The 20641-nt window shown below is 65.2% G+C and carries 23 protein-coding genes; 15 read left to right on the top strand and 8 right to left on the bottom strand.

Annotated elements, in window-relative coordinates:
* Nucleotides 1-15 precede the first annotated feature (15 nt).
* The 8 genes from AB5I39_RS02975 (at nt 16) to queE (ending at nt 9353) form a co-directional block, all read left to right on the top strand.
* Nucleotides 16-1056, top strand: coding sequence for an efflux RND transporter periplasmic adaptor subunit (locus AB5I39_RS02975; RefSeq protein ID WP_404370965.1), 1041 nt, complete (start codon nt 16-18; stop codon nt 1054-1056).
* Complete coding sequence (locus tag AB5I39_RS02970) at nt 1053-4118, top strand: efflux RND transporter permease subunit (RefSeq protein WP_404370962.1); 3066 nt, start codon at nt 1053-1055, stop codon at nt 4116-4118. Before AB5I39_RS02975 ends, AB5I39_RS02970 begins: the two co-directional genes overlap by 4 nt.
* Nucleotides 4119-4173: 55 nt before the next feature.
* Nucleotides 4174-5373, top strand: a complete 1200-nt coding sequence (locus AB5I39_RS02965; RefSeq protein ID WP_404370959.1) for an aspartate aminotransferase family protein — start codon at nt 4174-4176, stop codon at nt 5371-5373.
* The gene (gene argF, locus AB5I39_RS02960) at nt 5373-6290 is read left to right on the top strand and encodes an ornithine carbamoyltransferase (RefSeq protein ID WP_404370956.1); all 918 of its coding nucleotides are present in this window, start codon (nt 5373-5375) and stop codon (nt 6288-6290) included. Before AB5I39_RS02965 ends, argF begins: the two co-directional genes overlap by 1 nt.
* A 117-nt stretch (nt 6291-6407) precedes the next feature.
* The gene (locus AB5I39_RS02955) at nt 6408-7331 is read left to right on the top strand and encodes an Hsp33 family molecular chaperone HslO (RefSeq protein ID WP_404370954.1); all 924 of its coding nucleotides are present in this window, start codon (nt 6408-6410) and stop codon (nt 7329-7331) included.
* Nucleotides 7332-7471: 140 nt separating this feature from the next.
* Complete coding sequence (locus AB5I39_RS02950) at nt 7472-7855, top strand: DUF3617 domain-containing protein (protein ID WP_404370951.1); 384 nt, start codon at nt 7472-7474, stop codon at nt 7853-7855.
* Between the two features lie 162 nt (nt 7856-8017).
* Nucleotides 8018-8716 carry a 7-cyano-7-deazaguanine synthase QueC gene (gene queC, locus AB5I39_RS02945; RefSeq protein ID WP_404370948.1) on the top strand — a complete coding sequence of 233 codons (699 nt, stop codon included), beginning with the start codon at nt 8018-8020 and terminating at the stop codon, nt 8714-8716.
* A 4-nt stretch (nt 8717-8720) separates the two neighbouring features.
* The gene (gene queE / locus AB5I39_RS02940) at nt 8721-9353 is read left to right on the top strand and encodes a 7-carboxy-7-deazaguanine synthase (RefSeq protein WP_404370945.1); all 633 of its coding nucleotides are present in this window, start codon (nt 8721-8723) and stop codon (nt 9351-9353) included.
* A 6-nt stretch (nt 9354-9359) separates the two neighbouring features.
* Here queE and AB5I39_RS02935 read toward each other — a convergent pair whose 3' ends face one another.
* The 3 genes from AB5I39_RS02935 to lipB form a co-directional block, all read right to left on the bottom strand.
* Nucleotides 9360-10034 (bottom strand): hypothetical protein, encoded by a 675-nt coding sequence (locus AB5I39_RS02935; RefSeq protein ID WP_404370942.1) that lies wholly within the window; start codon nt 10032-10034, stop codon nt 9360-9362.
* A gap of 196 nt (nt 10035-10230) precedes the next feature.
* Nucleotides 10231-10491 carry a hypothetical protein gene (locus AB5I39_RS02930; protein WP_404370939.1) on the bottom strand — a complete coding sequence of 87 codons (261 nt, stop codon included), beginning with the start codon at nt 10489-10491 and terminating at the stop codon, nt 10231-10233.
* A gap of 104 nt (nt 10492-10595) precedes the next feature.
* Nucleotides 10596-11267 (bottom strand): lipoyl(octanoyl) transferase LipB, encoded by a 672-nt coding sequence (gene lipB, locus AB5I39_RS02925; RefSeq protein WP_404370936.1) that lies wholly within the window; start codon nt 11265-11267, stop codon nt 10596-10598.
* Nucleotides 11268-11378: 111 nt separating this feature from the next.
* Between lipB and AB5I39_RS02920 the strand changes: the two genes are divergently transcribed.
* Together AB5I39_RS02920 and AB5I39_RS02915 are read left to right on the top strand one after the other, a co-directional pair.
* The gene (locus AB5I39_RS02920; protein WP_404370933.1) at nt 11379-12089 is read left to right on the top strand and encodes a hypothetical protein; all 711 of its coding nucleotides are present in this window, start codon (nt 11379-11381) and stop codon (nt 12087-12089) included.
* Between the two features lie 112 nt (nt 12090-12201).
* Entirely contained in the window at nt 12202-12945 is a 744-nt protein-coding gene (locus tag AB5I39_RS02915; protein WP_404370931.1) for a hypothetical protein, read from the top strand.
* On the opposite strand, the gene AB5I39_RS02910 is transcribed toward AB5I39_RS02915, so the two are convergent.
* Genes AB5I39_RS02910 through AB5I39_RS02900 form a run of 3 tightly spaced genes read right to left on the bottom strand, consistent with a single transcriptional unit; the run spans nt 12918 to nt 14787 of the window.
* Nucleotides 12918-13508 carry a GNAT family N-acetyltransferase gene (locus tag AB5I39_RS02910; protein ID WP_404370929.1) on the bottom strand — a complete coding sequence of 197 codons (591 nt, stop codon included), beginning with the start codon at nt 13506-13508 and terminating at the stop codon, nt 12918-12920. The two genes, AB5I39_RS02915 and AB5I39_RS02910, sit on opposite strands and share 28 nt — an antisense overlap.
* On the bottom strand, nt 13499-14341 hold the full coding sequence (gene hemF, locus AB5I39_RS02905) for an oxygen-dependent coproporphyrinogen oxidase (protein WP_404370926.1): 843 nt from the start codon (nt 14339-14341) through the stop codon (nt 13499-13501). Before hemF ends, AB5I39_RS02910 begins: the two co-directional genes overlap by 10 nt.
* The gene (locus tag AB5I39_RS02900) at nt 14338-14787 is read right to left on the bottom strand and encodes a tRNA (cytidine(34)-2'-O)-methyltransferase (RefSeq protein ID WP_404370923.1); all 450 of its coding nucleotides are present in this window, start codon (nt 14785-14787) and stop codon (nt 14338-14340) included. Before AB5I39_RS02900 ends, hemF begins: the two co-directional genes overlap by 4 nt.
* A 196-nt stretch (nt 14788-14983) precedes the next feature.
* On the opposite strand from AB5I39_RS02900, the gene petA reads away from it, so the two are divergent.
* From petA to AB5I39_RS02875, 5 genes are all read left to right on the top strand, one after another.
* Nucleotides 14984-15556 carry a ubiquinol-cytochrome c reductase iron-sulfur subunit gene (gene petA, locus AB5I39_RS02895; RefSeq protein ID WP_404373978.1) on the top strand — a complete coding sequence of 191 codons (573 nt, stop codon included), beginning with the start codon at nt 14984-14986 and terminating at the stop codon, nt 15554-15556.
* A gap of 10 nt (nt 15557-15566) precedes the next feature.
* Nucleotides 15567-16874 (top strand): cytochrome bc complex cytochrome b subunit, encoded by a 1308-nt coding sequence (locus AB5I39_RS02890; RefSeq protein ID WP_404370920.1) that lies wholly within the window; start codon nt 15567-15569, stop codon nt 16872-16874.
* A 15-nt stretch (nt 16875-16889) separates the two neighbouring features.
* Nucleotides 16890-17708, top strand: a complete 819-nt coding sequence (locus AB5I39_RS02885; RefSeq protein ID WP_404370918.1) for a cytochrome c1 — start codon at nt 16890-16892, stop codon at nt 17706-17708.
* A gap of 134 nt (nt 17709-17842) precedes the next feature.
* On the top strand, nt 17843-18391 hold the full coding sequence (locus AB5I39_RS02880; protein WP_404370915.1) for an adenine phosphoribosyltransferase: 549 nt from the start codon (nt 17843-17845) through the stop codon (nt 18389-18391).
* Between the two features lie 77 nt (nt 18392-18468).
* The gene (locus tag AB5I39_RS02875) at nt 18469-18831 is read left to right on the top strand and encodes a hypothetical protein (RefSeq protein WP_404370912.1); all 363 of its coding nucleotides are present in this window, start codon (nt 18469-18471) and stop codon (nt 18829-18831) included.
* Here AB5I39_RS02875 and AB5I39_RS02870 read toward each other — a convergent pair.
* Together AB5I39_RS02870 and AB5I39_RS02865 are read right to left on the bottom strand one after the other, a co-directional pair.
* Complete coding sequence (locus AB5I39_RS02870; protein ID WP_404370909.1) at nt 18828-19277, bottom strand: MaoC family dehydratase; 450 nt, start codon at nt 19275-19277, stop codon at nt 18828-18830. The two genes, AB5I39_RS02875 and AB5I39_RS02870, sit on opposite strands and share 4 nt — an antisense overlap.
* Nucleotides 19278-19315: 38 nt before the next feature.
* A complete protein-coding gene (locus AB5I39_RS02865) occupies nt 19316-20593 on the bottom strand; it encodes an ectonucleotide pyrophosphatase/phosphodiesterase (RefSeq protein ID WP_404370906.1) in 1278 nt (425 codons plus the stop codon).
* Nucleotides 20594-20641 lie beyond the last annotated feature (48 nt).

The raw sequence follows: 20641 nt of genomic DNA, 5'->3' as shown, positions 1-20641 counted from the left end.
TAACGGGAGAATAGAATGCGGGGCCGAATCGTTATCAGTGTCTGCCTCATGCTCGCAGCGTGCGGCAAGGCGGCACCCGAGCAAGGCCCGGCCCCCAGCGCTCCGCAAGTCCGCATCGCCCAAGTAGGGGGCACGCCCGGCGCGCTTACCGTCACCGGCGTGGGCACGGTGGCGCTACGCCGTGAAACCTCGCTTGGTTTCACCAGCGCCGGACGGATCGAGCGGCTTGGCGTCAATGAAGGCGATACTGTAAAGCGCGGGCAGATCCTGGCCGCGCTCGATACCACGACCGTCGCCGCCGACCTGACGCGCGCCACTGCGGAACGCGAGCGCGCCCGCGCGGAATATGCCCGTAGCGACGGCCTTCTGAAGCAAGGCTGGATCACGCGGCCACGCCTCGAAAGCGCGCGCGCGGCCCTGCTCGCCGCCGAGGCACAAGTACGTGCGGCGGGGTTCCAGCGCGCGAACGCCACGATCGCGGCGCCCGGACCCGGCACGGTACTCGCGCGGCTGGCCGAGCCGGGGCAAGTCGTCGCGGCAGGTACGCCGGTGTTGGTGATCGGCGAGGAGGCGAGCGGCTATGTCCTGCGCATCCCGCTGTCCGACCGCGATGCCGCCCGCCTGACGCTCGGCGCGCCCGCGCAAATCACGCTGGCGGCGCTCAACGATGACGTGATCGTCGGCCGGGTGATCGAAATTGCGGGCCGCGCCGATCAGGCGACCGGCACCTTCGCGGTCGAGGTCGCTTTGCCCGACGACAAGCGCTTGCGCTCGGGCCAGATCGGCAATGCGAAGATTACGGCGAAGGGCGTCGGCGCGACGACGCTTGCGGTACCGCCAAGCGCGGTGTTCGGCCCGCGTGCGGGCGAGGCGTTGGTCTATGTCGTAGATCTCGCCACCTCGCACGTGCATCTGCGCAAAATCCGCATCGGCGAGGCGAATGACGAAGGCATCCGCGTGACGGGTGGCCTGAAACCAGGTGAATGGGTTGCCCTGTCGCGCGTCGATCGCTTGACCGACGGCATGAAGATCGCGCCGGTCGGCCCCGCGCAATGAACCTCACCGCCTTTGCGGTGCGGCGCTGGCAGGTGACGCTGGTAGCCTTCCTGCTGCTCGCATTGCTGGGCGTATCGGCATTCCTCTCGATCCCGCGCTCGGTCGATCCGCATTTCCCGATCCCGACCGTGGTGGTGACGGTGATCCTGCCCGGTGCCGACGCCGCCGACATGGAGGAAACGGTCGCCAAGCCGCTCGAGGACGTGCTCCAGGGCCTCGACAATATCGACGAGATCCGTTCGACCAGCACCGACGGCACCGCAGTCATCTCGGTCAATTTCGAACACGGCACCGATGCTGAACAATCGCTCGATCGGGTCGTGCGCGAGGTGCAGTCGGTGCGCGACCGCCTGCCGCAGGGTATCCAGCGCATCGCCTTCCGCCGCCCGCGCACGACCGAGGCCGGGGTATTGCAGCTCGCGCTGGTCAGCGACACGGCGAGCTGGCGGCGGATGGCGAAGTTCGCCGACGATATTCGCGACCGGCTGAACGTCGTTCCCGGCGTGCGATCGACCACCATCGATGGCGTGGCCAGTCCGGAGGTGCGGGTCGCGATCGATTCCGGGCGGCTGGCGCAGGCGCGGATTCCCGCCTCGGCGGTCGCCAATGCGATCCAGCAGGGCGGGGTCGATCTGCCCGCCGGGACGGTGAATGCGGCGGGGCGGCGCTACAATCTCGACGCGGGCGGGGCATATCGCGATGTCGATGCGATCCGTGCGGTGCCGGTGCGCGCGGGCGACGGGCGGCTGGTGCGCGTCGGCGACCTTGCGGGCGTGGATTGGAGCGAGGCCGAACAAACGCACATCGCGCGTTTCAACGGCCACCGCGCCTTGTTCGTCACGGTGCGGCAGAAGGACGAGGCCGATGCAGGAACGCTGCGCAACAATCTGGTCGCGGCGATCGGCAAGATCCGCGCGCAATTGCCGCCCGATGTGAAGCTCGAAATCGGCTTTGACCAAAGCAACGACATCCAGCGCAAACTGGCGCAGCTCGCGCGCGACTTCGCGATCGCGCTGGCGCTGGTGCTGGTCACCATCCTGCCGCTCGGCTTCCGCCCCTCGCTGATCGTGGCGATCTCGATCCCCTTGAGTCTCGCGATGGGCGTGCTGATGCTGGCGCTGCTCGGCTATTCGCTCAACCAGATCAGCATTTCGGGCTTCATCCTCTCGCTCGGGTTGCTCGTCGACAATTCGATCGTGGTGACCGAGAATATCGAGCGGCATATCCGCGGCGGCGACACGCCGACCGACGCCGCGATCAAGGGCACCAACGAAATCACCGCCGCGGTGATGGGCGCGACTGGCGTGCTGCTGTTCGCCTTCCTGCCGCTGACGTTCCTGCCCGAGGGGTCGGGCGATTTCGTGCGCGGCCTGCCGATGGCGGTGCTCGTCACCGTCGCAAGCTCGCTGCTCGTGTCGCTGACGATCATCCCGTTCGTCGCGAGCAAGCTGCTGCGGCCGCACGCGGGGGAGGGCAATGCCCTGCTGCGCGCGATCATGGCGGGAATCCATCGGATCTACGCGCCGATCCTGCACCGCGCGCTCGATCGGCCGCGGACGTGGTTCTGGGGCGCGATGGCGCTGTGCGTCGGCGCTTTTGCCTTGGTGCCGGTGCTGGGGTTCAGCCTGTTTCCGGCGGCCGAGACGCCCTATTTCATCGTCCGCGTCGAGGCACCCGAGGGCGGCACGATCGCCACGACCGACCGCGCGGTGAAGCAGGTCGCCGCCGTGCTGCGCCGCGAACCGGCGGTGGTCAACGTCATGGAGAATGCCGGACGCGGCAATCCGCAAATCTTCTACAACATTTTCCCGCGCGAGGAGCGCGCGCGCTACGGCGACATCTTCGTGACGATGCAGGATTGGGACGTCAGCGAAAGCCCCAAGCTGCTGAAACGCCTGCGCACCGCGCTCGCGGGGTATCCCGATGCGCGCGTGACGTTGGTTAATTTCGAGAACGGCCCGCCGGTCGAGGCACCCGTCGCGGTGCGGATCAGCGGCCCCGATCTCGCGGTGCTGAAGACGCTGTCAGACCGCGTCGGCGCGGCGCTGGGCGAGGTGCGGGGCCTGCGTGACATCGACAATCCGTTCGCGTTCGACCGCGTCGACATGGACCTCGGCCTCGATGCTGCCAAGGCCAGCCTCCTCGGCGTCGCACCGGGCGAAGCGCGCCGCGCGGTGCGGCTCGCGATCAGCGGAGAACAAGCGAGCCGGCTGCGCGACAATGAGGGTGATACCTGGCCGGTCACCGTCCGGTTGCCGATGGCGGCGAACCAGCCGGTCTCGGCGCTGTCGAGCATCTATGTGCCCACACTCGCCGGGGGCAGCATCCCCTTGCTGGAGATCGCGTCTCCCAAGCTGAAGAGCGTGCCGCCGCTGATCACGCGCTACAAATTGCAGCGCACCGTGACGATCACCGCCTACAATCAGCCGGGCGTGCTGACCTCCAACCTCAACAGCGCGGTGGCGGCACGGCTCGCCAAGATCGATTTGCCGCCCGGCTACAGCTTCGGCATCGGCGGCGAAGCGGAGGCAGCACGGCGTAATTTCTCCGGGTTGGGGCCGATCATTCTGCTCGCGACCTTCGGCATCTTCGGGGTGCTGGTGCTCGAATTCGGGCGTTTCCGCGAGACGATGGTAGTCGCGGGCGTCATCCCGCTAGGCACCGTCGGCGGGCTGGTCGCGCTGCTGCTGACCGGCAATTCGCTTTCGTTCCTCGCGATCATCGGCTTCGTCGCGTTGATCGGGATCGAGATCAAGAATTCGATCCTGCTGGTCGATTTCACCACGCAACTCCGCGCGCGCGGGATGGCCTTACGCGAAGCGATCGAGAAAGCGGGCGAGATCCGCTTCCTGCCGGTGCTGCTCACTTCGGTCACCGCGATCGGCGGCCTGCTCCCGCTCGCGCTGGGCGGATCGGCGCTGTATTCGCCGCTAGCTTGGGTCATCATCGGCGGGCTGATCAGCTCGACCTTCCTCAGCCGCATCGTGACGCCCGTCATGTATCTGCTGGCCGTGCGCGGCGACGAAGCGCGGCGTGTTGCGTCGGTAGCGCAACCGGCCTAAAACACGGTTCGGGCGACCGGGTGGTCGCCTTTTTGCTTTTTGAAGGAGAAGCCCCGTGTCGACCCCAGCCTTGATGCCCGTGTACCCGCGTTGCGGCGTGCGCCCGGTGCGAGGTGAGGGCTGCTACCTCTATGGGGAGCAGGGCGAACAGTATCTCGATTTCGCCGCCGGCATCGCGGTCAACGCGCTCGGCCACGGGCACCCAAAACTGGTCGAGGCGATCGCCAAGCAGGCGGCGACGCTGATGCACGTGTCGAACCTGTACGGTTCGCCGCAGGGCGAGCATCTCGCCCAGCGGATCGTCGAAAACAGTTTCGCCGACACGGTTTTCTTCACCAACTCGGGGACCGAAGCGGTCGAATGCGCGATCAAGACCGCGCGGCGCTATCACTACGCCAACGGCAATCCGCAGCGGACCACGCTGATCACCTTCAACAACGCCTTTCACGGCCGCACGATGGGCGCGATTTCGGCGACCAATCAGCCGAAGATGCGCGACGGGTTCGAGCCGCTCTTGCCGGGCTTCCGCTACGCGCCGTTCAACGATCTCGAAGCGGCGCTGTCGCTGATCGACGACACCACCGCCGGCTTCATGGTCGAGACGATCCAGGGCGAGGGCGGCGTTTCGGCAGGCACGGTCGACTTCATCCAGGGCCTGCGCAAGGCCTGCGATGACCACGGCCTGCTGCTGGTGCTCGACGAAGTGCAGTGTGGCTATGGCCGCACCGGCAAGATGTGGGCGTATGAGCATTACGGCATCACCCCCGACATCCTGTCCTCGGCCAAGGGCATTGGCGGCGGCTTCCCGCTCGGCGCGTGCCTCGCGACTGAGGAAGCGGCCAAGGGCATGGTGTTCGGCACGCACGGATCGACCTACGGCGGCAATCCGCTGGCGATGGCGGCGGGCGAGGCGATCCTCGACGTGATGCTGGAGGACGGGTTCCTCGATCACGTCACCGCAATGGGCGAGCGGTTGCGCGCCTCGGTCGAGCAGATGATGCCCAATTTCGACCATGTCTTCGAAGAAATCCGCGGCAAGGGCCTGATGTTCGGCATCAAGCTGAAGGACGCGGTCGTCGCGCGCGATTTCGTGGCGCATTTGCGCGATCATCACGGATTGCTGACGGTCGCGGCGGGCGAGAATGTCGTCCGCGTCCTGCCGCCGCTGGTGATCGAGGAAAGCCACATCGCCGAATTCGTGCAGAAGATCAGCGACGGCGCGCGCTCGTTCGCGCCTACGGCGGTGGCGGCATAGTGCGCCACTTCCTGTCGCTCACCGACGCAGGCCCCGACGGGATCGCCGCGATGCTCGCCGATGCGCTCGACCGCAAGGCGGCGCGCTCCGCTTGGCCCAAGGGCAAAGCCGATGCAGACGCCCCGCTCGCCGGCCATACGCTGGCGATGGTGTTCGAAAAAACTCGAACTCGCACCCGCGTCAGTTTCGACATGGCGATACGCCAGCTGGGCGGTTCCAGCATCGTGCTCGATGCCGGCACGACGCAACTCGGTCGCGGCGAGACCGTGGCGGACACCGCGCGCGTGCTGTCGGGCTATTGCGACGCGATCATGCTGCGCACCGATGACCACACGAAGCTCGAGGAGATGGCGCACCATGCCTCGGTCCCGGTCATCAACGGCCTGACCGATAATTCGCATCCGTGCCAGATCATGGCCGACCTGCTGACCATCATCGAAGCGGGCAAGCCGCTGCCGGGTCTGAAGGTGGCGTGGCTGGGGGATGGCAACAACGTGCTCGCCTCGATCATGGAGGCGGCTGGGCTGATGCATTTCGATGTGGTCGCGGCCTGCCCGCAGGGCTTCATGCCGCCCGAGCAGGACGTGGCGCTCGGCAAGGGGCGCGCGCGCGTCGTCGGTACGGCGGCGGAAGCGGTCGAGGGCGCAGACGTGATCGTCACCGACACCTGGATCTCGATGGGCCAGGCGCACGCCGACACCAAGCTGCGCGCGATGATGCCCTATCAGGTCGACGCCGCGTTGATGGCGAAAGCGAACCCGGATGCCAAATTCCTCCACTGCCTCCCCGCGCATCGCGGCGAGGAAGTGACGGCGGAGGTGATCGACGGTCCGCAATCGCTGATCTGGGCGGAGGCGGAAAACCGGTTGCACGCGCAGAAATCGGTGCTGCGCTGGTGCTTTGGGCAGATTGGTTGAACCCAGGCTGACGCTCCACCATATCCGTCATCCCAGCGAAGGCTGGGATCTCCTGGACGTAGGGCGCTCCCGAGCCCCGCGAGACCCCAGCCTGCGCTGAGGTGACGAAAGAGTGTGATGACCGAAACTTCGACCACCGACACCGACCGCGCGCTCGGCTTCACCATCCCGGATCGACACGCGCGTGGGCGAATAGTGCGGCTTGGCCCCGTGCTCGACACCATCCTGTCGGCACACGCATACCCCGCGCCGATCGAGGCGTTGCTCGCCGAGGCGCTGACGCTTGCCGCGCTGATCGGTTCGACGCTCAAGGATGCGGGCGGGCAGTTGACGCTGCAGGCGCAGACGCAGACCGGTATCGTGACGCTGCTCGTATGCGATTATAAAAGTGGCGCGGGCGGCGGCGAACTGCGCGGTTATGTCCAGTATGATGCCGAACGCCTGGCTGCGGCACCGGAGAACCCCAGCCTGTTCGCGTTGTTCGGGCAGGGCTATCTCGCGATCACGTTCGATCAGGCGATCACGGGCGAGCGCTATCAGGGCATCGTGCCGCTCGATGGCAATTCGTTGAGCGCGGCGGCGGAGCATTATTTCCTGCAGTCGGAGCAGATCCCGACGCTCGTGCGAGTCGGTCTTGGCGGGCGCGTGGCCGGTGGCTTGCTGCTGCAACATCTGCCCGAGGGCGAGGTCGGGCGTGACCGCCTGCACACGCGCCTCGATCATCCCGAATGGGAGCATGTCTCGATCTTGGGGCAGACGATGAAGGCCGAGGAACTCGCCGACCCGTCGTTGCCGCTTGAAACCTTGGTGTGGCGTCTGTTCAACGAGGAAAGCGAGGTGCGGCTGCACGGCGATACAGGGCTCGTCCGCGGCTGTCGGTGCTCACCCGAGTATATCGCACAGGTCCTCGCCAAATTCCCGGCAGAGGAGCAGCACGCGATGGCGGATGAAACCGGCATGATCTTCGTCGATTGCGCCTTTTGCGCGCGAAAATTCCCGGTGACGCCCGCGCCGCTTGAGAGCACTGATATCGTTACGTGATCGATATTGTTGTTCGCCGCGGGCGACGTGTCATGCTATGGTGCAGCACCGCCTCCCGATAGATTAGGGCGGCGGCACGGGGCGGACGACAAGATATGCGAGTAGGGATCGTGGCGCGCCTTGCGGGCGCGGCCGTTTTGATGACGGGCGCTTTGGCGGCGGCAGCGCCCGCGCGCGCGCCGACGCTGACCGCGCTTACACAGATCGAACCCGGCCAGTGGCAGTTCAAGAGCGCCGGATCGAGCGCCGCGCCCAGCACGTCGTGCATCGCCGATGCCGACACGTTGATCCAATACGGCCACGCCAGCCTGCAATGCCAACGCTTCATCATCGCCAATGAGGCCAATATTGCGACGGTGCATTTCACCTGTCCCGGCAGCGGGCACGGCCGGACGAGCGTGAAGGTGACGACTGCGCGCAATTTCAGCCTCGATACGCAAGGCATCATCAACGGTGCGCCGTTCGAGGAGCAATATGAGGCGCGTCGCATCGGTGCCTGCCCGGCAAATGGCGCGGCGCATTAAGCGGGCGTTTACGAAGTGGTGCTACCGGGAAACGTGCAATTTTTTGACGGCACGTTTTCTCCCTGATTTGCCCGATGACGGGCGCCACTGGGTCGCTTACGGGCGGCCCGTTTTTTGTTGTGCGCTTGCGAAGGCGAGCGTTTGGGCGTAGCCGGGGGCATCATGACAATTGAAACGACCTTTCCGGTCACGTCACTGGCAGTCGTGCTGGTGTCGGGTGGCCTTGATTCGATGGTTGCGGCCGCGCGCGCGCGTGAAGACGGCCACGCCCTGCTGGCGCTGTCGTTCGATTACAATCAGCGCCACCGGCTCGAACTCGCTTCGGCGCGGCGGATCGCAAGCGCGCTGGGCGCGGTGCGGCATGTGGTGCTTCCGCTCGATCTGGCGGCATTTGGCGGCTCTGCTCTCACCGCCGACATTGCGGTGCCGAAGGACGGCGTGCAGCCCGGCATCCCGATCACCTATGTTCCGGCGCGCAATACCGTCTTTCTGAGTCTGGCGCTCGCCTGGGCCGAGGCGGCCGGCGCGCGCGACCTGTATATTGGCGTCAATGCGCTCGATTATTCGGGCTATCCCGATTGCCGACCGGAATTCATCGCGGCGTTCGAAGGGCTCGCCGAACTCGCCACCAAGGCGGGTGTGGAGGGCGCACCGTTCCGCATCCGCGCACCGCTGCAATATATGACCAAGGCCGACATCGCGCGCGAGGCGGCACGGCTCGGGCTCGACGCGGGTATGAGCTGGTCGTGCTACGATCCGGCACCCGGCGGCCTGCACTGCGGCGAATGCGACAGCTGCCGCTTGCGCAAGAAGGGGTTCGAGGAAGCGGGCTTGCCCGATCCCACCCGCTACGCGGTCTGACGCGGTGATCTACACCGTCAAGGAAATGTTCCTGACGCTGCAGGGGGAGGGCGTTCAGGCAGGGCGGCGCGCGGTGTTCGTGCGCTTTGCCGGGTGCAACCTCTGGTCGGGTCGCGAGCAGGACCGCGCGACTGCGGTGTGCCGCTTTTGCGACACCGATTTCGTCGGCACCGATGGCGCGGGCGGGGGCAAGTTCGCCGATGCTACCGCGCTGGCGGAGGCCGTGCTGAGCTTCTGGGGGGCAGGGGAGGCGGAGCGCTTCGTTGTGCTGACCGGGGGCGAGCCGATGCTGCAAGTCGATGACGCGCTTGTCGATGCGCTCCACGCTGCCGGGTTCGAAATCGCGATCGAAAGCAACGGGACGCTACCCGTCCACCCCGGCATCGATTGGGTCTGCATCAGCCCCAAGGCGGGTAGCGAGGTCGTGCAGCGGCGCGGTGACGAGCTGAAACTTGTCTGGCCGCAGCCGGGCAGCGATGTCGAAACGCTCGAAACCTGGGATTTCGCGCACCATCTGGTCCAGCCGCTCGACAGCATCGATGCGGCGGCCAATCACGCCGCCGCGATCGATCTGGTGCTCGCGCGGCCGAAATGGCGGCTCACGCTGCAGGCCCACAAGGCGCTTGGCCTGCGCTGACTCCGTTCAGCGGAACGTCATCGTAAACGGCCCGCACTTGCGATCCTGCCATCGACCGCGCCTGTCCCAGCAGGCATCGTCCAGCCGGGGCAGCCACACGCGCGTGTCGATCTGCACGGTGCGCGGGAAGCGTTCCTCGCCCCATGGCACCAGCGCGTTGCGCATGGCGCTCATGTAATTCATCGCGACCTGATAGATCGTGCCGCGCGGGGCATAGGCGGCGGCAGTCGCGACCTTTGCGGCGGTCTGACAGAACCCATATTGCGCGCCGACCGTGGTGAAGGCCGAATAGGTCCGCGTGCCGTAGCGATCGAGCGCGGTCTGCCCGGGCTTCGCACCCTTCGCGGTACGGACGAAATATTTTGCCAGCGTATCGAACGACTTCTTGAACTCGTCTTTGTGATTGGCGAGCGCGACATTGTAATTTTCGACCGTCAGCAGGGTCGGCTCGAACTGGCACTGCAGCGCGGCGACGTTGAGCGCGGAACGCAGGTTCCACACCAGATTGGCGCGGACTTCGTCAGGCGTGGCATCGGGCAGCGTCGGCAGGCCGGGTTCATCGCCGCGGACCGGCGGGCCGCTCATGTCGTGCGACTGGAAATAGAACTGGGCCGAGGCCGGGGTGGCGAGCGCGGCGGCGGAAAGCGCGGCGGTCACGGCAAGGGTACGCAACACGATCATTCTGTGCCTCTCATCATCGGTGTCGCGCCTACGGCGTTTCGCGGCGCGACCCAAATCCTTTTTGTCCCGCACCCTTTTTCGAATCCGACGCCGTGACGTCAAGAGCGCGGCGCAACAAAGGCGGGGTGGCCGGAATCGAAAGGGCCGCCCGGTTGCCCGGACGGCCCTCGATACAATCTTTCCCGAACGGGAAGGATTACATCTTGTTCTCGGTCGTCGTGGTCGTGGTGTTCGACGTCATCGTGGTGTCGTTCGACATCATCGCACCGTCGTTCGCCATCGCGCCGTCGGTGGCGGTCATGGTGTCGTTGGTGGTCATTGCGTCGGTCGAGTTCATGTCGGTGACCATCGTGTTGTCGGTCGTCGTCGTCTCGGTCTTGGGGGTGCAAGCCGAAATGGCGATCGCAGCAACAGCGATCATCGAACCAGCAGCGACCTTGGAAATGAATGCACGCATTGGAAAGCTCCCTAGATAATGGATTTGGTCGGCCTCGAGACCTTTAATACCCAAATCGTAGTGGACATTAGCCGGGTTTCACCGGACCCTCAAGCCCAGATTTGTCACCCCAAAGAATGAGTATGCGCAAACGCCTCGAAACGGCGGGCCAACGCCGCGTCGAAGGTCGCAAAATCGGTCGGCCCGCCGAGTCGTTCGGCGCTTGTCACGCCGAATTCCGCTAAGCCACAAGGCACGATACCCCCGAAATGTGCCAAATTCGGGGCAAGGTTGACCGAAAATCCGTGAAGCGTCACCCAGCGTCGCACGCGCACGCCGATCGCACCGATCTTGGCCTCTGCGACACCGCCCGGCGCGACCGGATCAGGCACATGCGTCCAGATCCCGACCCGGCCCTCGGCGCGGAATGCCGCGATGCCGAGATCGCCGAGCGTGTCGATCACCCAACCTTCGAGCGCGTGGACATAGCGGCGCACGTCGCGCCCGCGTTTGTTCAGGTCGAGGATGACATAGCCGATCCGCTGCCCGGGGCCGTGATAGGTATAGCGTCCGCCCCGCCCGGTCTGCACCACGGGGAAGGCGGGGTCGCGCAGGTCTGCCGGGTCGGCGCTGGTGCCTCCGGTATAAACTGGTGGATGTTCCAGCAGCCATACCAGCTCGCGCGCTTCGCCTGCGGCCACGGCGGCGGCGCGCGCCTCCATTTCCGCCACCGCGTCGGCATACGGCACGGGCGCGGGTGCGATGCGCCATTCGATACTGTCGGGTGTCGTCGTCACGCTCGCGAAATGGGGCAGGCCCAGGTGCAACGCAAGTCATTGGCAACCGCCGCGCGCTTGCGCTAACAGCCGATGGACTTTGCGGGGGAGACGAGCGACGTGATTGCGACCATGAGTACCGTTTGGGATCGCACCGCCGAGTTTCTGAGCGATAATCTCGCGGGCCTGATGCCGATCGTGCTGCTCGGGCTGTTCATGCCGCTGACCCTGCTCGGCAATCTGATGCCGCTGATGAAGAATGACGGGCAGATTGCCGATGTCGCGATCGGGGTGATCGTATTGCTGCTGTCGGTGATGACGATCTGGGGCGGCATTGCCATTACTGCGCTTGCCTTCGATCCGCCGGCCGGTCGCGCCGCCGCCGTGGCGACTGCCAACCGGCGGCTTCTCCCGGTGTTGGGGATCAGTTTGCTCACCACAGGAATCGCGCTGCTGCTGGCCCTGCCGATCGGCGTGGCGCTGGCGATGAGCGGTATCGACATGACGGCCCTTGCCGCAGGGCAGCAACCCGCGCCGCCAACCAATCCCGGCGCGGTGAGCATCGCCGGAATCTATGTCCTCCTTCTGATTCCGGTCCTGCTCTGGGCCTACGCCCGTTTCGTGCTGTTGATCACGCCGATCATGGTGATGGAGCGGCGCGGTGTCGGAGTTTACGCACGGTCGTTCGTGCTGACGCGCGGCATCGGCTGGAAGGTGGTCGGGCTGGTGCTGCTGTACGGGATCGTTTCGTGGGTCGCCTCTTCGGCGGCGAATGCGGTGTTCGGCAGCGTTTTCCGGCTGTTGATCGGGGGGAGGGGACAGTCACGCTCGCATCCGTCCTGACGCATATCGTCGTTGCGGCGACATCGACGCTGTTCTCCGTGCTGGCGACGGCCTTCGTGGCCAAATTGTACCTGGCGACGCGCGACGCGCGCGAGGCGATCGTCGAGGCGGCATGACCGTTGATGTAGCAGGCGTCCTGCGCGACGCCTGGGTCATGGCCAAGCGCGACCGCGAAATGCTGATCGGCGTTGCGGGTGCCCTGATCCTCGTTCCCGCAATCGCCCAGGAAATGTTCGTCACCGCGCCGCCGCCGCTGCCGGCGTCCGGGTCGGATACGGCTGCATTGCAGGCGTGGATCGAGGCGGCAACGATCTGGTCGCGGCAGAATGATCTACTGCTGTTCGGTCTGTCCTTGGTCGCGGTGTTCGGTGCGCTGGTGCTGTTCTGGCTCTATACCGACCGCACCCGGCCAAGCGTCGGCGAGGCGCTGTCGAACGGGATCGCGTTCCTGCCGCGCTACGTGCTGCTCGCTTTATGTATCGCGCTGCCGGTCAATATCGGAACGCTGCTGCTGCTGATTCCGGGGCTGTATCTAAAAGGACGGTTGCTGCCGGTCGGCCCGATCTTCGTCGCTGAACGACCGATCGGCGTGTTCGCGGCATGGCGGCGCAGCTTTGCCATGACGCGCGGCAACGGGCTGATCCTGATGGCGCTGGCGTGCGTGCCGCTGCTCGGCGGCGATCTGCTGGCGATGCCGTTCAAGCTGCTCGGTCAGTCGCTCGACGGCGCCCCTATGGCCAATCCGGTCGTGGCGGCGGTGCTCGACTGTGTGGTCGGGGTGTGCCGCACCGTCGGGGTGGTCGCGTCGATCCTGATCGAAGTGGCGCTTTACCGGCGGCTCAGCAAGGGAATGTGAGGTGCTGCGTCGGGCGGCAAATGGCCGCTCAGGCGCGGATCGGGGAAGGTCTCGACCGTGCGCTTGATCGCGACAAACCCCTGCGCGCGGTAGAAATTGAGCGCCGAGGGGTGATCGAGCGTGCAGGTGTGCACCCACACCCGCTCGATGTCCTTCACCCACGCCCGCGCCAACGCCTCCGCCATCAGCCAGCGGCCGAGGCCCTTGCCCGCCAGTTCCGGGATCAACGCGAAATAGGAAATCTCGCATTGGCCGCTTTCGCGGAAATCGAGCTCGAGCATCCCGACCTCGATCCCTGCGTGATCGACCGCCGCGAAGATCGCCACCTTGGGATCGTGGATGATCTGCAGCACCTGCACATCTGCCATCACCAGGCGTGAAAACCACAGCCACGGCGCGCCGACCCGCCGGAAAAGCGCGCGGTACTTCTCCACGCTCGGCCGGTCCCAGGCGACAAGCCGCAGCGGGGAGGGCGGCAGCGGGCGCAGCGGGGGCCGCGTCCGCATTTCCAGTGTGGTGACGATCGTGGCGACCTCTTCGTCGCGGACCGGTGTCAGGACCATGTGGCGAGCGGCGGCAGGCTCATCAGGATCGCATCGATATTGCCCCCGGTCTTCAGCCCGAACAGCGTACCGCGATCATAGACCAAGTTGAATTCGGCATAGCGCCCGCGCCATTCCAGCATCTGCGCGGTATCGGCGGGGGTGAAGGGCGTATTCATGCGCCGCCGCACGATCCGTGGATACGCGTCGAGGAAACCGCGGCCGATATCCTTGATGAACGCGAGATTAGCGTCGAAATCGCCCTCGAGATGATCGCAGAACAGCCCGCCGACGCCGCGATGGACCTTGCGATGCGGAATGTAGAAATAGTCCTCGGCCCATTTCGAATAGCGCTCGTAATAATCCGCGCCATGCGGGTCGCACGCGGCCTTCATCACCGCGTGGAAATCGGCGGTATCCTCCTCATACGGAAGCGGCGGGTTAAGATCGGCCCCGCCGCCGAACCAGCGCTTGGTCGTGACCAAGAAGCGCGTGTTCATATGCACTGCCGGCACGTGCGGGTTCGCCATATGCGCGACCAGGCTGATGCCGGTGGCGAAGAAGGTCGGGTCCTCGGCCGCGCCGTGGATCGTCTTGGCGAAATCGCCCTCGAACGCGCCGCCGACGGTCGAGACGTTGACGCCGACCTTCTCGAAAACCTTGCCCTTCATGACCCCGCGCACGCCGCCACCGCCGGGCGACCCGTCCGGGTTGGGGCGGTCCCACGGGGTGTAATCGAAATCGGCGTCTGAGCCGGCTTCGCGTTCGATCGCGACGAACTCGGCGCAAATCAGGTCGCGCAAATGTTCGAACCAGACACGTGCTTCTTGCTGTTCCGAGTCGAGTTCGATCATTCCGGCCACCCTCTTGTTTGTCGTAATGCTTCTGCGAGCGCGATTCCCGTCGCCACCGCGACATTCAGCGAACGCATTCCTGCCGCAAGGGGAATTCGCACTTGCACATCGGCACGCGCGTGGACGGAGTCGGGCACGCCGCTCCCTTCCGATCCCATCAGCAGCACGTCGTCGGCACGGAATTCCGCCGAATCGAGCCGCACCCCGCCGCGCGTGGTAAGCAGGACGATGCGGCCAGGCACTTGGCGCTCGAACGCGTCCCAATCGGCGTGACGCCGCACATCGACGACATGGGCATAATCCATGCCGGATCGCGCTAAAGCCTTCTCACTCCACGTAAAACTGGTAGGCTCGATCACGTCGACGCCGGTGTTCAGGCACGCGCCGAGCCGCAGAATGGCGCCGACGTTTCCGGCGATTTCGGGTTGGTACAGGGCGATCCGCATTCCCCCCGCTAGCACTCCTAAAATAGATGGCAAAATCCTGTTGGCAAAATGGCGTTCTCGCGTCTAACAGGGCCAACGGTGCCGCCATTCTTGCGGCGCATGAGGCATCCCCGCGCATCCTTCGCGGGTGGCCATGTCGGATTTTTCGTTCATCCGCGCCGCGTTCGGCGGGCGGGCGAAGTGCAAGGGCAAGTGGATGGCAAGCGGAAATACCCTCGAAGTCCCCAGTGAGCACCAGACGCATTCCGAAGGCGAACCGCGCCGTCGTGATTTCCTGAGCATCGCCGCGGTCAGCGCGGCCGGTGTCGGCGCGATCGCGATCGTCGTGCCGCTGGTGAACCAGATGAACCCCTCGGCCGACGTGCTCGCGCTGTCGACCACGGACGTCGATCTGTCGAAGATCGAAGCCGGGCAGGGCATCACGGTGTCTTTCCGAAAACAGCCGCTGTTCGTGCGTAATCTGACGCCAGCGGAAATCGCGGAGGCCGACAAGGTCGACGTTAAGACGCTGCGCGACCCTGAGACGCTCGAACAGCGCACCAAGGGCCAGAAGAACTGGCTCGTCACGCTCGGCGTCTGCACGCACCTCGGCTGCATCCCGCAGGGGATCACCAGCGGCGAAGACCGCGGCCAATATGGCGGCTATTTCTGCCCGTGCCACGGTTCGCAATACGACACCGCCGCGCGCATTCGCAAAGGTCCGGCCCCGAAGAATCTCGCGGTGCCAGACTACAAGTTCACATCACCGACAACGATCACGGTGGGTTGAGGACACGGACATGAGCTTCCCCTGGGCCAAGCATTACGCGCCGTCGAACGGCTTTACGAAGTGGATCGATGAGCGTCTGCCGCTGCCGCGGCTCGTTTATGGTGCGGTCGGTGCGGGTTATCCCGTCCCGCGCAACCTCAATTATTTCTGGAACTTCGGCGTGCTCGCAGGTGCGGCACTCGGCATCCAGATCATCACCGGCATTGTGCTGGCGATGCATTATGCGGCCAATGGCGGCGTGGCGTTCGATTCGGTCGAACACATCATGCGCGACGTCAACGCCGGCTGGTTCCTGCGCTATGCGCACGCCAACGGTGCGTCGATGTTCTTCATCGTCGTCTACATCCATATCTTCCGCGGCCTTTTCTACGGATCGTACAAGGCCCCGCGCGAGATGATCTGGTTGCTCGGCGTCACGATCTTCCTGCTGATGATGGCCACCGCTTTCATGGGCTACGTCCTTCCCTGGGGCCAGATGAGCTTCTGGGGGGCGCAGGTGATCACCGGCTTCTTCTCGGCGATACCCGTCGTCGGCGAAACGATCCGCATCTGGCTGCTCGGCGGCTATGCGCCGGACAATGCCGCGCTAAACCGCTTCTTCTCGCTGCACTATCTGCTGCCGTTCGTGATCGCAGGCGTCATCGTCCTGCACATCTGGGCGCTGCATATCCCGGGTTCGAACAACCCGACCGGCGTCGAAGTGAAGGGCGAGCAGGACACCGTTCCGTTTCACCCCTATTACACGGCAAAGGACGGTTTCGGACTGGGTGTTTTCCTGTTCGTTTTCGCCGCGCTGATCTTCTTCGCGCCGAACATGCTCGGCCACCCGGATAACTATATCCCGGCGAACTCGCTCTCGACGCCTGCGCACATCGTTCCGGAATGGTATTTCTGGCCGTTCTACGCGATCCTGCGCGCCTTCACGGTCGACTTCCTGTTCATCCCGGCCAAGCTGCTCGGCGTGCTCGCGATGTTCGGGTCGATCCTGCTGCTGTTCTTCCTGCCTTGGCTCGACAGCTCGCCAGTGCGCTCGTCCAATTTCCGCCCGACCTACCGCATCTTCTTCTGGGTGCTGGTTGCGGACATCGCGGTGCTCGGTTGGTGCGGTGGTTCGGCGGCAACGCCGGGCATCGTGATGGCCAGCCAGATCACGGCGGCGTATTACTTCGCGCACTTCCTCATCATCCTGCCCATCGTTTCGCGGATGGAGCGTCCGCGGCCGTTGCCGAACTCGATCACCGAGGCGGTTCTGGCGAAGAAGGGTGGCACGTCGCCGGCACATACCGCACTCAGCGGTAGCCCGGTTCCGGCTGAATAAAGGGCTATACGAACAATGGTTCGCGCAATCGCAATCCTCATCGGGGCCGGCATCGTTGCCGTGCTCTCCTGGGCGCTGTTCTGGTCGGTCCAGGGGTTCATCACCGATCCCCCGGCCGAAACTGCGGCGGAGGAGTATCACCTCCACCCGAAGGAGGTCTCTCTGGCTTCCAACGGTCTGCTCGGCACCTATGACAACCGCCAGCTGCAGCGCGGGCTGCAGGTTTACAAGGAAGTCTGCGCCAACTGCCATTCGCTGAAGCACGTCGCGTTCCGCGATCTGACGCAGATCGGCTATTCGGCAGCACAGGTGAAGAAGTTCGCCGCCGATTGGGGCACCAAGGCGAAGGACTTCGATCCGAAGACCGGTGACACGACCGAGCGGCCGAACACGCCGGCCGATTATTTCCCGACCGTCTATTATCCCGGCCAAGGCAATCCGCCAGATCTCTCGCTGATCACCAAGGCGCGGCATGACGGCCCGGCTTACGTCTATTCGCTGCTGACCGGCTATGGCGATCCGCCGGCCGAGATGCTGAAGAAGTATCCGGATGCGAAGACCCCCGACGGGCTCTATTTCAACCGTTACTTCCCGACGCTCAACCTCGCCATGCCGCCACCGCTGACGCAGGACGGCCAGGTGACTTATCTCGACGGCACGAAGCCGACGGTGAAGCAGATGTCGGCGGACGTTGCGGCGTTCCTGACCTGGGCAGCCGAACCAAACCTGCCGACGCGGCATGGCTATGGTCTGGCGGTTCTCGCCTTCATCGCGTTCTTCACGCTGCTGGCTTACGGTGCGTACCAGAACATCTGGCGCGACATTAAGCACTGAGACCAGCGTGACGCGGCTCGCGCGCCGGACCTGCAATGGCGGTCCGGCAACCGAGTTTAGCGGTTTAACCTTCGCATCGACCCGTATCGGCAGAACCGCCGGTGCGGGTCTTTGCGCATTTGAACGAGGGCATCGTGGCTGACTCTGAGCACCCCAATGCGGACTTGCGCGCGCTGATCCGCACCATCCCGGATTTCCCCAAGCCCGGCATCCAGTTTCGCGACATCACCACGCTGCTGCTCGATGCCGCAGGCTTCGCCACCGCGATCGATCGCATGGCAGCGGCTACGCGGGGCCCGGTCGATCTGATCGCCGGAATCGAGGCGCGCGGATTCATCTTCGCCGCAGCACTTGCCGCGCCGCTCAAGGCGGGCGTGCTGCTGATCCGCAAGGACGGCAAACTGCCCGGCGCGACGATCGCCGAGGATTATGCGCTCGAATATGGCACCGACCGGATCGCGATGCACGAGGATGCCCTCGTTCCCGGCCAGCGCGTCTTGCTGGTCGATGATCTGATCGCCACCGGTGGGACCGCCCGCGCCGCGGTGCGGCTGCTGCGCAAAGCCGGGGCGGTGGTGGAGCAAGTGCAGTTCCTGGTCGATCTGCCCGAACTGGGCGGTGCCGATGGGCTGCGTGCCGACGGCCTCACGGTCGATTCGCTGGTGGCGTTCGAGGGGCACTGAGCGGCGCGGCGGAACGCGCGGCACCGTCGATCGTTGGTTTTTCGAAGCGCGCTCGGTCCGAGTGCCGAGGAACCCTTATGTCGATCGCCAAACTTTCGCTCGCCGCCGCAGCCCTGCTTTCCGCCGGGGCGCTTTCCGCCTGTAACGACGGCTACGGCTATGGCGGCGTCTCGGCCGGGTACGGCGTCGCGAACACCTGGGACCCCTATTACGGCGGCTATCGCGCCGATCCCTATTGGGGCTGGAACAACGGCTATTATTATCCTGGGACAGGCGTCTACGTGTACGACCGCCAGAACATCCGTCGCCGCTGGAACCCGCAGCAGCGTGGTTATTGGCAGGGCCGCAACCAAATCTGGCGGGGCGCCGGGCGCGAGATCCGCCCGATGTGGCGCGATTACGGGGTGCAGGGCCGCCCCGGTCGCGGCCGCCGCCGCTAAGCGGTTGGCCGCGTGCTGACCAGCCCGATCGACAGCACCGTCATCACCGCGACATCGTCCTGATTGCGCACGGTAACGCGGCTGCGATAACTGCCCATTTCGGGGCGACTTTGCGACGCGCGCGTGTCGATCACCTCGGTTTCGCAACGCAGCGTGTCGCCGGGATAAACCGGTTTCAGCCAGCGCAACTCATCGATGCCCGGTGATCCAAGCCCGGCCTGCTTGGTCGTTTTGAAATGCTCGACCAGCATCGCCATCATCATCGCGCACGTGTGCCAGCCGCTCGCCGACAGACGTCCAAAATGGGTCTGCGCCGCCGCTTCGTCGGACAGATGGAAGGGCTGCGGGTCATATCGCTCGGCAAAGGCGACGACTTCTTCCCGCTTCACTTCATAATGCCCGAAGGAAGCCTTCGCGCCGATTTCGATGTCTTCAAAATAGAGCATGGCCGGAGTGTCGAGCGGCGCGCGCCCAAAGGCAAGTGCTACTTGCCGAGCGCGGCCCGAAACGGCGCATCGTCGCCGTCCAGATCCTTGCTCGCTGGCAGCCCCAGCAAATCGCGGAGCAAGGGCGCGACATCGACATTATCGAACGGCGCGAGCGTCCCGAGCGGCTTGATCGCCGGACCACTGGCGATGAACAGCGCCAGCATCTCGGGCGCGGCATTGTCATAGCCGTGGTTCCCGCGATCGCCGCCTTCCTTGGGCGCGGTCTTCGCGAGCAGCCACCCCGTCTCGGCCAGACAGAAATAAGGCGGAATGCGCGGGTTGGTGCCGTAGCGCAGCCGCGCCGGTATCTCCCCCTTCCGCCAGCATTCGAAATGCGCGTGCTTGCCCAGCAACGCCTTCTCCAGCGCGGCCTGATGGCCTTCGACCGGATAGAAAGTAGCAAAGGGCCCGGATTCGAACTGCCGATAATCCGCCGGATTGGCGACGCTATCCATCGCGATCGTGCGCTCCGGGCTGGTCGGGGCCATCCCGTGATCCGCCACGATGACCAGATTGGCGGGCTGGCCCAGTGCACGAAGGCCAGCCACCAATTCCCCGATCCGGGCATCGACATCGGCGACCGCCGCGGTCGTCTCGGGCGCATCGGGGCCGTAGCTGTGACCGGCGCTGTCGACCGTGTCGAAATATAGCGTCAGGAATTTTGGCCGCGTCGCCGCGGGTCGGCGCAGCCAGTCGAGCGCGCCAGCCACGCGCTGGGCGGCCGGCACTTCGATGTCATAGGGCCACCAGTCCTCGGCCCGCACGCCTCCGACCGATTTCTTGTCCTTGGCCTTGGTGCCGCCCCATGCCACGTTGGATCCCGGCCAGAACATCGTCGCGCTGCGTACCCCGCCGCGTTCCGCCGTTACCCAGATCGGCTCGGCTGCATCCCACCAGAACGGGTCCTGCGAATCCGCCATCGTGAACTTCATGCCGGGTCGGCCTGCATCCTCCATCGAATTCGACACGATCCCGCTGCGATCGGGGCGCAGCCCGGTAACCAGGGTCCAATGGTTGGGAAAAGTCTTCGACGGAAAGCTCGGCCGCATCGCCGCGCTGATCCCGCGTGCCGCAAGCGCATCGAGATTGGGGGTGACGCCGCGGGTCCGATAATCCGGCCGGAAGCCATCGATAGAGATCAGGATCGTGACCGGCGCGCGCGCCTCCGCCACCGCCGCAGTGGGTGGGGCAGGCGGTCCGGCGAGCGGAGGCGTGACACAGGCTTGCAAGGCGGCACACAAAGCCGCGGCGGCGATACGGGTGATCCAGCGCATAGGCGGCCTCATGCTGCTAATCTGCGTCACGCTCATGACAGGGACAGG

It is taken from the genome of Sphingomonas sp. MMS24-J45, from assembly GCF_044881195.1.
Taxonomy (GTDB): domain Bacteria; phylum Pseudomonadota; class Alphaproteobacteria; order Sphingomonadales; family Sphingomonadaceae; genus Sphingomonas.
This window is presented reverse-complemented; position numbering and strand designations above follow the sequence as displayed.